Origin of the sequence: Mycobacterium dioxanotrophicus (assembly GCF_002157835.1) — a bacterium.
In the GTDB taxonomy this organism is placed as follows: Bacteria; Actinomycetota; Actinomycetes; order Mycobacteriales; family Mycobacteriaceae; genus Mycobacterium; species Mycobacterium dioxanotrophicus.
The window spans coordinates 5,199,104-5,213,617 of sequence record NZ_CP020809.1; the positions used below are offsets into that span (position 1 = coordinate 5,199,104).

At 64.0% G+C, this 14,514-nt stretch carries 10 protein-coding genes, 1 tRNA gene and 1 pseudogene; 7 read left to right on the top strand and 5 right to left on the bottom strand.

Going from position 1 to position 14,514, the window contains the following annotated elements; genetic code table 11:
* Window positions 1–263: 263 nt before the first annotated feature.
* The 4 genes and pseudogenes from BTO20_RS25345 (at window position 264) to BTO20_RS25360 (ending at window position 4,163) form a co-directional block, all read left to right on the top strand.
* Entirely contained in the window at window positions 264–563 is a 300-nt protein-coding gene (locus tag BTO20_RS25345) for a cupin domain-containing protein (RefSeq protein WP_232490847.1), read from the top strand.
* 193 nt (window positions 564–756) lie between these two features.
* Window positions 757–2,240: pseudogene (locus tag BTO20_RS25350) on the top strand (NAD(P)-binding domain-containing protein).
* Window positions 2,241–2,610: 370 nt separating this feature from the next.
* On the top strand, window positions 2,611–3,018 hold the full coding sequence (locus tag BTO20_RS25355) for a cupin domain-containing protein (RefSeq protein ID WP_232490848.1): 408 nt from the start codon (window positions 2,611–2,613) through the stop codon (window positions 3,016–3,018).
* 59 nt (window positions 3,019–3,077) lie between these two features.
* Window positions 3,078–4,163 (top strand): IS630 family transposase, encoded by a 1,086-nt coding sequence (locus tag BTO20_RS25360; RefSeq protein ID WP_087078797.1) that lies wholly within the window; start codon window positions 3,078–3,080, stop codon window positions 4,161–4,163.
* A 57-nt stretch (window positions 4,164–4,220) separates the two neighbouring features.
* Here BTO20_RS25360 and BTO20_RS25365 read toward each other — a convergent pair whose 3' ends face one another.
* Both BTO20_RS25365 and BTO20_RS25370 read right to left on the bottom strand, forming a co-directional pair.
* The gene (locus BTO20_RS25365; RefSeq protein WP_087078798.1) at window positions 4,221–4,481 is read right to left on the bottom strand and encodes a hypothetical protein; all 261 of its coding nucleotides are present in this window, start codon (window positions 4,479–4,481) and stop codon (window positions 4,221–4,223) included.
* 377 nt (window positions 4,482–4,858) lie between these two features.
* The gene (locus BTO20_RS25370) at window positions 4,859–5,908 is read right to left on the bottom strand and encodes a LysR family transcriptional regulator (RefSeq protein WP_087078799.1); all 1,050 of its coding nucleotides are present in this window, start codon (window positions 5,906–5,908) and stop codon (window positions 4,859–4,861) included.
* A 196-nt stretch (window positions 5,909–6,104) separates the two neighbouring features.
* Here BTO20_RS25370 and BTO20_RS25375 point away from each other — a divergent pair, with 196 nt between their 5' ends.
* The 3 genes from BTO20_RS25375 to BTO20_RS25385 are packed head-to-tail and all read left to right on the top strand — an operon-like array spanning window position 6,105 to window position 9,602.
* A complete protein-coding gene (locus BTO20_RS25375) occupies window positions 6,105–6,818 on the top strand; it encodes an SDR family NAD(P)-dependent oxidoreductase (protein ID WP_087078800.1) in 714 nt (237 codons plus the stop codon).
* Between the two features lie 35 nt (window positions 6,819–6,853).
* The gene (locus BTO20_RS25380) at window positions 6,854–8,152 is read left to right on the top strand and encodes a flavin-containing monooxygenase (RefSeq protein WP_087078801.1); all 1,299 of its coding nucleotides are present in this window, start codon (window positions 6,854–6,856) and stop codon (window positions 8,150–8,152) included.
* 46 nt (window positions 8,153–8,198) lie between these two features.
* Window positions 8,199–9,602 carry an MFS transporter gene (locus BTO20_RS25385; RefSeq protein WP_157680322.1) on the top strand — a complete coding sequence of 468 codons (1,404 nt, stop codon included), beginning with the start codon at window positions 8,199–8,201 and terminating at the stop codon, window positions 9,600–9,602.
* Between the two features lie 119 nt (window positions 9,603–9,721).
* Here BTO20_RS25385 and BTO20_RS25390 read toward each other — a convergent pair.
* The 3 genes from BTO20_RS25390 to BTO20_RS25400 all read right to left on the bottom strand — a co-directional run bounded on the left by BTO20_RS25390 (window position 9,722) and on the right by BTO20_RS25400 (window position 14,460).
* A tRNA-Met gene (locus tag BTO20_RS25390) sits at window positions 9,722–9,795 on the bottom strand.
* Window positions 9,796–9,881: 86 nt separating this feature from the next.
* Window positions 9,882–11,276 (bottom strand): FAD-binding oxidoreductase, encoded by a 1,395-nt coding sequence (locus BTO20_RS25395; protein WP_087078803.1) that lies wholly within the window; start codon window positions 11,274–11,276, stop codon window positions 9,882–9,884.
* A 196-nt stretch (window positions 11,277–11,472) separates the two neighbouring features.
* Window positions 11,473–14,460: a UPF0182 family protein gene (locus BTO20_RS25400; protein ID WP_087078804.1), complete on the bottom strand. Its 2,988-nt coding sequence runs from the start codon at window positions 14,458–14,460 to the stop codon at window positions 11,473–11,475.
* Between the last annotated feature and the right edge of the window lie 54 nt (window positions 14,461–14,514).

A 14,514-nucleotide genomic window follows, 5' to 3' on the forward strand; every position in this document is an offset into this window, starting at 1 on the left:
CCAAGAACATCGGATTGCAGACGATTCACCTCGGACGCCTGACCCGGCTTTCGAGACGGTCTTGGAAGCAGTCCCGCATGTGATCGGTGTGCAAATTCCGGGTCCGGAATGGCACACCGAAGATCGACAGTTCGGCTGAGTAGTCGGGCTATTTCCACACCACATGAATTGGAGTAACCATCGCAGAAATCACGACCGTCGGAACCCTGACCAAGGCCGGGGCCATCCACAAGGTGGAGAAGGGCTACGAGGGGCTGCCGAGCATGAACGAGCCCGGTGTCGTCGCCGCCATCGGTGATTCCCTGCACAACCCGGAGGGCACCGTCATGAGCTCGGGGTTCTTCGAGCTGAAGAAGTCGGAGCCCTTGGTGTACACGTACACCTACGACGAGATGAAGCTCGTCGTCAAGGGTGAGTTCATCCTCACCGACCAGGACACCGGCGAGGTCACCCACGCCAAGGAACGCGACGTGCTGTTCTTCCCCAAGGGCACCACCGTCAAGTTCGAGACCCCCGAATACGGCCTCGGCTTCTTCGCCGGCGACCGCACCTTCGCCCCCTAGGGCTCTGCGCTGGATTCGTTGGGATGAGTAAACGCCCAGCGAAACGCAGAATGTTTTCTACGCATCGACACACAGTGTCGATTCTGAATTGAATTGTCTCAAGATGTGCACCACTGCCGTGGTTGTCCTATCACCATTCCGCCTTACCGGCGGTACCTGAATATCCTTTTAAGATCACAAAGAGGAAAGTAACATGACCCTACGAGTCGGAATTATCGGTGCTGGGCCCAGTGGCTTGGCGCAGTTGCGGGCTTTTGAGTCGGCGCGGCAGAAGGGGATCGCGATCCCGCAGATCACCTGTTTTGAGAAGCAGGAGGATTGGGGCGGTCAGTGGAACTACGGCTGGCGCATCGGGTTGGACGCCGATGGCGAGCCGGTGCATTCCAGCATGTACCGCCACCTGTGGTCCAACGGCCCCAAGGAGTGCCTGGAGTTCGCCGATTACTCCTTCGATGAGCACTTCGGCCGTCCCATCTCCTCCTTCCCGCCGCGCGCGGTGCTGGTGGACTACATCAAGGGCCGGGTGGAGAAGTCCGACGTGCGCAAGTACGTCAAGTTCAACACCGTGGCCCGGCACACCAGCTACAACGCCGACACCCAGGAATTCACGGTCACCGTGGAGAACCTCAAGACCCACCAGACCGAAACCCACGTGTTCGACAAGCTGGTGGTGGCCACCGGACACTTCCACGTGCCGGCGGTGCCCGAATTCGAGGGCATCAAGACCTTCCCCGGGGAGGTGCTGCACGCCCACGATTTCCGCGGCGCGGAACGCTTCTACGGCAAGCGGCTGCTGATGATCGGCAGCAGCTACTCGGCCGAGGACATCGGGATGCAGGCCCACAAGATGGGGCGGCGTCGATCACCATGAGCTACCGCACCAACCCGATGGGCTACGACTGGCCGTGGAACACCGTGGAACGCCCGCTGGTCACCCGCTTCGAGGGCAACACCGCGTTCTTCAGTGACGGCACCCAGGACGATTTCGACGCGGTGGTGCTGTGCACCGGCTATCAGCACAAGTACCCGTTCTTGCCCAGCGAGCTGTCGCTGTCCTCGCCCAACGTGCTCTACCCGGCCAACCTGTACAAGGGTGTGGTGTGGCAGCAGAACACCAACCTGTTCTACCTGGGCGCCCAGGATCAGTACTACACGTTCAACATGTTCGACGCCCAGGCGTGGTTTGCCCGCGATGTGATGACCGGGGTGATCGAACTGCCCGACTACGACAAGCGCGAGGCCGACATCGAGCTGTGGTTGGAGCGTCAGGCCGCATTGCCCGATCATGACGCCGAGGCCGAGTTCCAGACCGACTACGTGCGTGAGCTGCACGAAGCCACCGACTACCCGTCGTTCGATCTGGATGCGGTGTGCCAGTTGTTCAAGGACTGGATGCACAACAAGCACGTGGACATCCTCGGATACCGCGACGCGCAGCACCGCTCGGTGATCACCGGGACCCTCTCGGAAAAGCATCACACCCGCTGGATCAACGCCCTGGACGACTCCATGGAGCGCTACCTCAACGGGCCCTCCCAGGACGACATCCACGCCCCGGCCGGGTTGACCGACCGCCACCGCGGCGGCCAAGACAACACCACCGGCGCCGGCGCCGGACCATCCCTGGTCCACCACACCGAAGTACTGCAATCCCGCCCGCAACCCACCCATAGCTGACCCCGATGTTCCAGTCTCCTGCAATCAGCCCTGCAGCCACACAAGTGACCTACGGGCACCGACAGCAGGAGACTGGACGGTTGGCTATGCGGGTGCCCGCTGACGAACGACGAGGACAACGGTGATCGGCGCCACGGACCGGCCATCCGCTAGATGACCGACCCGACAGCGACCGATCACCGCTCCTCGTTTCACGATGGTTGCCGCTCCTGGTCGGTGTAGCCGCTGAAAGCCCTGCACCAGAAACAGCTTGGCAGGCTCTGCGCTCTTCGAGGGGTCGGGCGCAGGTGAAATGTCCTGCCTCCCTTATCACGACACGTTCAGCGAAAGATTCCGCAACACGGATTGCTCTGAAGAAACGGACGGCGACATGACAATATCCACTCCCCCGGCCTCGACTCTGACGGGGAAAGCCATCGACTCCTGGCCTGCACAGTCGATGAAGCCTACGAAAGCCGAATGGCCCCGGATGCGCTGCAGATTCATCACCGCTGACCCGGTAGGCGCGTGGGACGACTTCATACTCATGGAGTGGGAGTTGGACAAATGTGGCTGGGAGGATTTCCACCCCCACACCGAGACGGCCTTCGTCGTGGAAGGCGAGCTCCACATCGAGTGCGACGGTGAGTCCGTCATCCTGGGACCCGGCGACACGGCCCGCGTGAATCCCGGACGCACAGCACGCTATTCGGCACCCGTCTACGCGCGGATGGTCACTACCTACGGCCCCAATCCCGACGGTAGGGAATCCCACTCTTTCCGATACTTCGAAATCTGAGTTCGGCAACGCCGCTGGCGCCAGATTGACTAGCGGGTTATCTGAAATTGGAGGCTGCCGTGGTCGCACGCAGAGGTAGACCGGTTGCCCCACTGGTGTTGACGGACGACGAGTCCGAGACGTTGCAGCGGTGGATTCAGCGGGCCGACTCACAGGCCCTCGCGCAGCGGTGCCGGATCGTGCTGCGTTGCGCGGCAGGCAATACCAATAAGCAGGTGGCCGAGGAGCTGGGCGTTTCCCCGGAGATGGTTTGCAAGTGGCGCCAACGGTTCATCGACAAGCGGCTCGACGGGCTTGCTGACAAACCTCGTCCGGGCGCGCCACGCACGATCACCGACGAGGCTGTCGAAAATGTGATCGTCGCGACCCTGGAGCGGCAACCGAAAGACGGCACGCACTGGTCACGGTCGACGATGGCCGCCGAGACCGGGCTGTCACAGTCCGCGGTGGGGCGGATCTGGAAATCGTTGGGGATCAATCCCCATCAGGACGACACGTTCACAATCAGCACCGACCCGCAGTTCATCGCAAAGGTGCGCGATGTCGTGGGCTTCTACCTGGACCCGCCAGAGAAGGCCCTGGTGCTCTGTGTCGACGAGAAGGCGCAGATCGAGGCCGAGCGAAATGCGGCGGCGCTGCCGATGACGCCCGGGATACCTTGGCGCACGCACGAATACGCCCACCACGGCATCACCACCGTGTTCGCAGCATTGGACCTGGCGATGGGCGAGCTGTACGGGTCAATTCACCGTCGGCACCGAGCGGCCGAGTTCAAGAAGTTCCTGGCCACGGTGGACAGCACCGTGCCCGCCGACTTGGACGTCCACGTGATCTGCGACAACTACTCGACGCACAAGTCACCGACGATCACGAGGTGGCTTGCCGCTCATCCTCGATTCCATATGCACTTCACCCCGACGTATTCATCGTGGCTCAATCAAGTCGAACGCTGGTCCGGGCTGCTCACCGACCAGAAACTCCGCCGCAGCGTCCACCGCTCAATTCAGGCCTTCGAGAATGACATTCGCGGTTGGATCAACACAAGAAACAACAACCCGCGCCCGTTCAACTGGACCAAGTCTGCTGACGAGATCCTCGAACGCCTTGCGCCATATCTTCAACGGATTCCGGGCGCTGCGCACTAAACAGGTTCAGCACCGCGTCGATCCAGACGCAATGCGCAGACTCACCAACCGAGCGGTCTAGCGGCGCCCACTGGACACCGACCGGTACGCGCGCACAGACGCGCTGATCGGCTTCCGAAGGGCGAGCCCACCGAAGGCGCCACCAATCGCGGTCAAGGCCGCCACGCCGCTGAGCTTCCAGAACAGCTCACCGTGACCCGTCTGGTGCACGATGACCCAGTACGCCACGCAGCCGGCCGTAAACAGCAGGATCGCCGCGAACAGCACACCGAACATCGACGGGTAGTTGGTTTTCTTGTCGGTGATCTTTTCCACCATGCTCCCCTTTGCTTGGGATCACGGTCGCACCAGTGCGGCCGACGAGAGTTTAATCCGGTGAGACATTGTTGCCTGGCCTTAACTCGTCCGGTGAACAGTAGTACCGCCCCATTTAGATGTCAATGGTTTACGAATGGCCCCTCGTCCTACTGCGGAGTAATCAGCAGTGGAATTCAAGCAAAACGCGATGGCCGACCCTGTACTCGTAAGCCGCTGGGCCACAACGTCTTTAGACCCCGCCGACAGACTGACAGCCGGGCGATTTCCAGCCTTTCAGCGAATTGACAGGTAATTAACAGAATTCTTTCTGAGTGCGTAACCACGCGAGTAATAGTGAGCCGGAGGATTGGAGCGCCGGTCGAGGCACTTGTCGCAACTCAGTCCGGCGGATTCGAGATAGGTGGCGAGCCCAAGAAACCCGGCTCCGGCTGGTCGGGCGTAGCTACCGCCGGACTGTCGTAGGGAGCGCCGAGCAGAGTGCTGGATACGTGCTCGCCCATGCGCGCTGACATCCGTTTGTCCAGAGCGGCCATGTGACGGTAGGCCAGAGACATGAACCTTCGTGTGGCGGGGGAAATCGCTCCCCCGGCTCGGGTGATGAAGGAGAAGCTCTCGTGGTAAGCCGGGTCCAGTGACACCCAACCGATGCGATTCGAATGCTCGTAACGCAGCACGGTGAACCGCGACACGACGGTGTCGCCGATGCCTTCAGCCGCCAATTCGAGTGCAGCTGACTGGAACTCGACCTCGATGTCGGGAGTGATGGTCACGCCGAGTTCGCGGGCACGTTCGGCAATACCACGCCGCAGCGGATCTTCGGTCTGCCAGTGAGCTTCCGAGAGGATGAGGGTGGCGTCCGCCAAATCCGCGATGGTGACCGGCCGCGCGGTCCGGGCCGGGTCAGCACTGACGTAGACGACCTCGTCGACCAGCACCGGCGGGCTCACGGTCAGACGTTGATCGTCGATCGGCAGCTGCACCAGTCCGGCTTCCAAGTCTCCGGAACGCACCGCGTCGGCAACTTCCGACGAGTTCAGGCCGACAATGCGGACCCGGACCCGCGGGTGCAAGGTGCGGAACTCCGCGACGAGCGGTGCCAGGAGATAGCGGTGAGCGCTGCTGAAGGTGCCAAAGGATACCTCGCCGCCAGTGAGGGTGCGCGCGACGCGCGCGGTGGCGGTCAGGTCGTCGGCGCTGCGCAGCGTCTGCTCGGCCAAAGGCACGATCAGGCGCCCGACGTCGGTGAGCGCAAGCGTCCGGCTGGTTCGGGTGAACAGTTGCGCGCCGAGGATGTGCTCAAGTCTGCGGATTTGCACCGAAAGGCTCGGTTGCGCGATGTACTCGGCGGCCGCGGCGGCCGAGAACGACCCCGCCTCGACGGCGCGCAGGAAGTAACGCAACTGCCGCAGCGTGGGCCCTTCGGCCACGGCTAGTCGCCTGCTCCGGCCGTGCGAAACGCTGCCGGAACAACCGTGTATCGCGTGCTGAACATGACCGGCAATCTATAGGAAAAACCTTGATCTGGCGCTCCATATCGCCCGTAGACGGTGCCAAGATCACCTCGCAAACTAGGAAACGACTGGTCAGCGCAACAGCGACGAAAATCACCCCAAGGAGTCATCAATGGACAATGGACAACCCCATCCGACGGCTGTAGTCACCGGGGCGGCCAGCGGGATGGGCCGTTCAACGGTCACCGCCCTGATCAAGCAAGGCTGGGATGTCCTCGCCTTGGACCGCGACGTCATCGAATACTCGGTCGCCGGCGAGACCGTCCGCACCGTGCAGGCCGATGTCACCCGCCGCGACGAAGTGCGGCGCGCCTTGACCGACTTTCTGGTGCAGCGGCCCCTAGATCTCGTCGCCAATGTCGCGGGTATCTACCCGCCGAGCACACTGGACAACTTCACCGAGGAGCTCTACCGCAGCGTCTTCGACGTAAACGTCCTCGGGGTCCTCAACGTCACCGCCGAGTCCGTCGCGCACATGAGCAGCGGCAGTTCGATCATCAATTTCGCCTCCGTCGACGCGTTCACCGTGTCGCCCGGTCAGCTGCTGTACGGAGCATCCAAGGCTGCGGTGGTCATGCTGACCAAAGAGCTGGCGCTGGAACTGGCCCCGCGCGGCATTCGCGTCAACGCCATCGCTCCCGGCTGGGTCAATACCCCAGGCAACGCAGCGACCGGCCGAATGACCGCCGCGGCCGCATCCATCCCCCTGGGCCGCGTTGCCGAACCGGATGAAATCGCCCGCTGGGTACTGCTTCTCGGCGGTCCGGACGCGGCGTTCATGACCGGCGAGACAGTCGTGCTCTCGGGCGGCGACGTCATCCGCTGACCCGACAACCACACATCTTCAGCGAAGGAAAAACCATGGCAAACTATTGCGTCATCGGAGCCGGCGCCGCGGGCCTCTCGGCACTCGATGTCCTCAGCGCGCGCGGACACCAGGTGGACTGCTACGAGAAAAGCGATCGCGTCGCCGGTCACTGGAACACCGACTACGACGCACTGCACCTCATCACGTCGCGGAACATGACCACGTTCGAGGGATTCCCGATGCCGCAGGACTACCCCCATTTCCCGCGTCGTGATCAGGTACGCGACTACATCGCCTCGTTCGCCACCACCCGCGGACACCACCAACGAATCTCCTTCAACACCGAAGTGCTGTCGGTCACACCCATCGACGGTCGCGGAGCGGTGGGATGTGCTGGGTGGACGGTCACCACCAGCACCGGCGCCGGTACGTATGACGGTGTGCTCGTCGCCAACGGCCACCTGTGGGATCCGAAGATTCCCGATGTGCCCGGACACTTCACCGGCAAGCAGATCCACTCCGGCATGTACCGCAACACCGACGACATCCAGGGACGCCGGGTGCTCGTGGTCGGCGCCGGCAACTCCGGCTGCGATCTGGCCGTCGACGTAGCCCAGCACCGCCTCGACGTCGACATCGTCGTGCGGCACGGCTCCTACTTCCAGCCCAAGATGTACTTCGGCCGACCACGCCAGGAAGTCCCATTCCTGGCCGAATTCTCGCCCGCCGAGCAAGATCTCATTGCCCGCCTGATGGCCCGCGTCTCGATCGGCGAGAACGCCGACTATCCCGGGCTGCCCGTACCTCCGCACCGCACGCTGGCCGACGGAGCCACCGTCGTCAACGACCTCCTGCTGTACTGGATTCACCACGGCCGCATCACGGTGAAGGGTCACGGCGTGGAACGCTTCGACGGCAACACCGTGCACTTCGCGGACGGCACCGCCAAGGACTACGACACCATCCTGTGGGCAACCGGATTCCATGCGACGCTGCCGTTCCTCGACGATCAGCTGGTCGCCAGGCGCAACGGCCGGCCGCTCCGGTATGCCGGCGGCATCGTTCCAGCCGGGCTCGAAAAGCTCTACTACATCGGCCTGACCGCCCCACGCGGTCCGCAGATTCCGATCTACGGCGTCCAGACGAAGATCGCCGAACGCATGATGCGCCTGCATCAGGACGCCGGTAGCCACGGGGCCGGCATCGCCACCTACTTCGCCCGGTTGCAGCAGCCTGACGACCGGATCGACATCCCACGCGATATCTGGCTCGAGCAGATTGCCGACACCAACCGGCTCCTGGACGCCCTGGAGGCCGCGACCGAGGATCGGCTGCTCAATGCAGCCAACTGACGACACTGCCGCTGCGCCAATGGCATCCAGAAACGAGACCACACCCATGTCCACACATCTGATCGATGACAGCCCGCTGACGCGGTATCACAAACGGCTGATCATCGCCTGCTCCGGCGGTCCCTTTCTGGACGGCTACCTGCTCAGCATCGTCGGGGTGGCACTCACCGGCGCCAGTAAAGATCTGGCGTTGGACTCCAACGCCATGGGCATCGCCGGCGCAGCATCGCTGATCGGTCTGTTCGTCGGCAGCCTCGTGTTCGGTCCCATCACCGACCGGATCGGACGCCGCATCATGTACACCGCCGACCTGATACTCATGATCGTCGCTTCGTTGGCATGCTTGTGGATTGGCACCGGCTGGCAGCTCATCGCATTGCGCTTGATCGTCGGGCTCGCCGTGGGCGCCGACTATCCGATCGCCACCTCACTACTCACCGAGTGGATGCCGAAGAAGTACCGGGGTGCGGTGATCGGACTGCTCTCCACTATCTGGCTGGTCGGTGCGGTGCTGGCCTACCTCGTCGGCTACGCACTGACCTCTGCCTACGGGGTAGAGGCGTGGCGGTGGATGCTGGCCAGCGGCGCGGTATTCGGAGTCATCGTGCTCATCCTCCGCATGGGGGCTCATGAGTCGCCGCGCTGGCTGATCTGTCGTGGCCGGGTGGAAGAAGCCCGCACGCACATCGCTGCGGTACTCGGACGCGACGTCACGACTCAGGAAGTCACCGCACTGGTGGACTCCGAAGAGCCACAGCAACAGACGACCTCACTGATCGAGCTCGCGCGCGGTGACTACCTACGCCGCGTCCTGTTCTGCGGCCTCACCTGGATGTGCATCGCCATCCCCCAGTTCGCGTTGTTCACATACGGCCCGATCATCTTGTCGCAGTTTGGCTTCGGCGACGGCGGGGCCGAGGAGACACTCGGCCAGATCATCTTGAACCTGGGATTCCTCGTCGGCAGTCTCCCCGCCCTGCGCTGGGTGGAGACCCGCGGGAGACGTCCGCTGATGATCGGCAGTTTCCTGTTCGGAGCCTTGGCACTACTGCCGCTCGGGGTATGGCCAGACGCGCCGGGCTGGTTCGTCATCACTTTCTTCTTCCTGTTCACTCTCATCAACGGCGCAGGAACCATCCTCGTCTTCATCTACCCCAATGAGCTCTTCCCGACTCAGGTCCGAGCCTCCGCGGTAGGGGTGGCCACTGCGATCAGCCGGCTCGGTGCGGCAATCGGCACCTACCTGGTGCCGTTGTCACTCAGCGGAATCGGTACCGGGCCCACGATGCTCATCGGCGTCGGCCTGACTGTGCTGGGGCTGGTCATCAGCCTCTTCTGGGCCGAGGAAACAAGGAACAGGTCACTGACCGCGACGGCCGGCGGCACGGAGCCGGTCGGTAGTGACGAGCACCCCACGTTGACCGGCGACCCGCGCAAAAGCCCTGCCTGATCATCAATTCGGCCTTGCGCGATAGTCGTTCATTGAGAGTCTGGCGGTCGCTCTGCGAAGGTTTCCCCCAGACATGAGAATGGCCCTCGGAGAAGATCTCCGAGGGCCATTCTCGCTAGTAGCGGGGACAGGATTCGAACCTGCGACCTCTGGGTTATGAGCCCAGCGAGCTACCGAGCTGCTCCACCCCGCGTTGGTGAACTCAAGGTTACCGAAGTGGTTGGCGCAGCTCCAAATCGTATGGTCAAAGGGGGTTTTTGGCGGAATCAGCCACCGAAATCAGCCCACGAAACGCACCACTTGACCGCACCGGAACACCCCGGCGGGGTCGTACCGTTCCGCCAGATCCGCCAGCCAGTGCCGGGTGTCCTCGTCGTAGACCCGCGCTGCCCGGCCGGCGTCGTCCGAGGGTGCGAAGTTCGGCAGCTGCCCACCGGTGGACCACGGCGTCAACTCGGCCACTAGCGCATCGGCCTGCGACCGCACCGCCTCCGCCACAGGCGGTGCCGGCACCCCGATGACCGTCACTGCGTAGGCGGCATCGCGGTGGCAGAACGCACTGCGGTGCGCTCCTTCGCGAGCCAGCGCCCCGCCCAGCATCCTGACGTCGACGATCGTCTGCACCGAACCCGAGTTCGGCCCGGCGGCGGCCAGGATGACGTCGACGGTCTCGGTGGTGAATTCGCGCAGCAGCGTGTGATTTTCGGATACGGGCATCGGATCGACCGGGTCGGCATGCACGGCACCGATGGCCGCATAGGGCAGCACGCCGACGGTGTCCACGATTGGAGTCGCGACTGCCCGTAGCGGAGCCAATCGTCGCTCTGCGTCGTCGAACTCGTCGACGGCGACGTAGCGCACGGCCACGGTGAACTTGCCGGCCAACGGCTCGGGAACACCCGGCATCTCGGGAAGCCGCAGCAGCGCAATCGAGGTGGAGATACGCTCGGGTAACTCCACGCACCACCGCGCCCACTCCCGCACCACCGTCGTGGCGTCGGCGCCATCGAAATATACTGCTCCGCCGTAGAATTCAGCGATCGGCAGCAGATCGATCTCGGCAGCTGTGACGATACCCAACGTCGACTTGCCACCCCGCAAGCCCCAGAACAGATCTGGGTTCTCCTCAGGCGTCGCGCGCAGCACCTGCCCTGTCCCGGTGACCAGTTCGAAGGACCGCACGTAATCCGACGACAGGCCGACCGTGCGCACCAGCGGTCCCACTCCGCCACCTGTGAGGAACCCGACCACACCGACATTGGGTGACGAGCCGCACAACGCGGCCAGCCCGTGCGGGGCCGCCGCATCCAGTACGTGCTGCCAGGTGGCCCCAGCCGCCACCCGCGCGGTGCGGGTGGCAGGGTCGACGGTGCAACCGGTCATCCCCGCGGTCACCACCAGGATGGTGTCGGAGGCGACGCTCAGCGCACCGTGGCCGGTGGCCTGCACGGCGACCCGAAATCCGCGGCGCCCAGCGAAACCCACCGTGTTGGCGACGTCGTAGGCCGATGTCGCCAGCACGACCGCGGCAGGCTCCACAGTGGCCGCCAGATTCCACGGTGCAGCCTGCTCGTAGCCGGCCTCTCCCGGGAGCGCCACGGGCGCGGCGACGTGGGCGCGCAGGCCCGTCAGGGCGTCGGCCAAGCCGTCGTACGGAAGATCGGTCAGGGTCATCAGGGTCCTCTCGGATGTCAGTGCGAATCTGCGCGCACAGCATCGCCACGAGGACTTGGCGTTCACTTGTCGTCCAGCTAAGGCCCGCTGGACACGGCCAGCAGACACCTAGGTCCCCCGACATCGGCGTGTCGGGGGACCTGAGTGTCTGCTCGCGCGGGAAAGGTGCTCGCGCGGGAAAGGTGAGGCTACGAGGCTACTTGGTGGCGTCGTACTTCTTCATCGCGTCGGCCAGGCCCTGCAGCGCCTGCCCGTACTTGGCGAAATCACCGCTGCGCTGGGCCTCCTGGGCCGCCGCCACCGCCGCGTCGATCTCCTGCAGCGCAGCGGCCTTTGCCGGCGACAACTGCACGGGCGGCTGACCGGGGATGGGCACCGACACCTCCGGTGCGCGGTTGGCCTGATCGGCCGCCGGTGGCGGCGCGGCAGGCGCTTGACCGGGCACCGGCGGTTTGGCGTCGGTAGGTGCGACGTTGGTCGCCGTCGCCCCGGCCCCGGGACCGAACAACTCCGTCAACGCGTCACTGACCGTCGGCCCGTAGCCGACCTTGTCGTTGTAGAGCATCGCCACCCGGATCAGACGTGGGTACGACGATGCCGCGTCGCTGGTGCCCGGCGAGGCGTAAACCGGTGCGACATAGAGCAATCCACCCTCACCCACGGGCAGGGTCAGCAGATTGCCCCAGCGGATGCGGTTCTGGTTGTCCCGCCCGATCACACCGAGGTCCTGGCTGACCGCGGTGTCGGTACTGATCGCGTTGAACGCCAGTTTGGGACCGTTGACCTGACCGGGAATGGTCAGCACCGTGATCTTGCCGTAGTTCGACGGATCCGAACTGGCACTGACATACGCGGCCAGGAAGTCACGCTGGAACCGGTTCATCGCGCTGGTCAACTGGAACGACGACGAACTGCTGTTGTTCGCAATGTCCTTGGCGACGATGTAGTACGGCGGCTGGTAGCTGCTGGCCGTCGGGTTCGGGTCGAGCGGCACGTCCCAGAAGTCCTGGGCCGAGAAGAACGTGATCGGGTTGTCCACGTGGTAGCGCGCCAGCAGGGCTCGCTGCACCTTGAACAGATCCTCCGGATACCGCAGGTGCGCCTGCAGTTCCGGGGAGATGTCACTCTTGGGCTTGACGGTGCCCGGGAACACCTTCTCCCACGCCTGCAGCACCGGATCCGACTCGTCCTGCGCGTAAAGGGTCACGGTGCCGTCGTACGCGTCGACCGTGGCCTTCACCGAGTTGCGGATGTAGGACACCTGCTTGTCCGGGGCCAACCGGTTGACCGCCACCTCGTTGGAATCGGCGGTGGCGCTGGACAGCGTCGTCAGCTCCGAATACGGGTAGTTGTCGAGTGTGGTGTAGCCGTCGACGATCCACACCATGCGCCGGTTGACGATCGCCGGGTACACGCTGGTGTCGGTGGTCAGCCAGGGCGCCACCGCCTCGACTCGTTTGGCCGGGTCACGGTTGAACAGGATTCTGCTGTTCTCGCCGATCACGTTGGAGAACAGGAAGTTCCGCTCGGCGAACTTGGCGGCGAACACGCTGCGCGACAACCAGCTGCCGATCGGAACGCCACCCTTGCCCTCATAGGTGTAGTTCTTGGTCTCGGTGTTGGTCTCGTAGTCGTATTCACGGTCGGCACCGTTGCTGCCGACAATCGCGTAGTCGGCGGGCGTGTTGGCGATCACCGGGCCGAAGTACACCCGCGGCTGATCAAGCGGGGCCGGTCCTGGCGACACCACACCGCCGTTGGCGCCGACAACACTGGCCAGGAACTCCGGGTAGCCGCCGTTCTGGTTGGGGTCGTTGGCGATACCGCGCACGGTGTTGGCGGGCGAGGCGATGAAGCCGTTGCCGTGGGTGTACACCGAGTGCCGGTTGATCCAGTCCCGCTGGTTGTCGATCAGTCGGTCCGGGTTGAGTTCACGGGCGGCCACCACATAGTCCCGCAGGTTGCCGTCCGGACCGGCGTAACGGTCGATGGACAGCTGATCCGGGAAGTAGTAGAAGTTCTTGCCCTGCTGGAACTGAGTGAACGCCGGGCTGACGATGGTCGGGTCGAGCAGCCGGATGTTGGACGTGGTGGCCCGATCCGCGGCGACCTGGGCTGCCGTCGTCTGCCCGTTGCTCTCGTAGTTGCGGTAGGTCACGGTGTCACTGGTGAGCCCGTAGGCCTGCCTGGTCGCCGTGATGCTCCGGCTGATGTACTCGCTTTCCTTCTGCGCGGCGTTGGGCTTGACGCTGAACTGCTCGACGATCAGCGGCCAGCCGGCCCCGACCACCAGCGAGCTCAGCAGCAACAGCACCACGCCGATGACGGGAATGCGCAAGTCCCGCAAGACGATCGCGGAAAACACCGCCACCGCGCAGATCACCGCGATGGCCAACAGGATGAGCTTGGCGGGCAGCACCGCGTTGATGTCGGTGTAGCCGGCACCGGTGAACGGTTTGGCCGAACGGGTGACGCTGAGCAGTTCATAGCGGTCGAGCCAGTAGGCGACCGCCTTGAGCAGGATCAGGAAACCGACCAGGCTGATCAGCTGGATGCGGGCCGAGCGGCTCAGCGCACCCGTGCGCCCGGCCAGCCGGATACCACCGAACAGGTAGTGGCCCAACAGGTTTGCGATGAACGCCAGGAACGTCGCGACGAAGAGGAAGGTCAGGATCAGCCGGTAGAACGGCAGATCGAAGGCGTAGAAGCCGAGATCGCGCCCGAACTGCGGGTCGGTGATCCCGAATTCACCGCCGTGCAGGAACAGCTGGATGCGCACCCAATAGGTCTGCGCGACGATCCCGGCCAGCAGACCGATGAACACCGGAAGCCCGATGCCGAACAACCGCAGGCGGGCCAGCACCGTGGTGCGGTACCTGGCCACCGGGTCATTGGGCCCCGCAGCCGGGACGAACACCGGACGCGTGCGGTAGGCCAGCGCCAGCCCGGCGAACACGATCGCGCCCAGCACCACGCCCGCGACGAGGAACACGATGAGTCGCGTGACCAGCACCGTGGTGAACACCGATCGGTATCCCAGTTCGCCGAACCACAGCCAGTCGACATAGGTGTCGACGAACCGCGGCCCGATCAGCAACAGCAGGACCACCACCAGCGCCAGCCCGATCAAAATCCGGCTTCGTCGCGTCAGCTTCGGCATCCTCGCCGCGGGCCGCATACCCACTCGTCAACTCCAGTCTCGGGTTCCCGGATTGCTGGCCTGCCGTGTCCGGCCTGC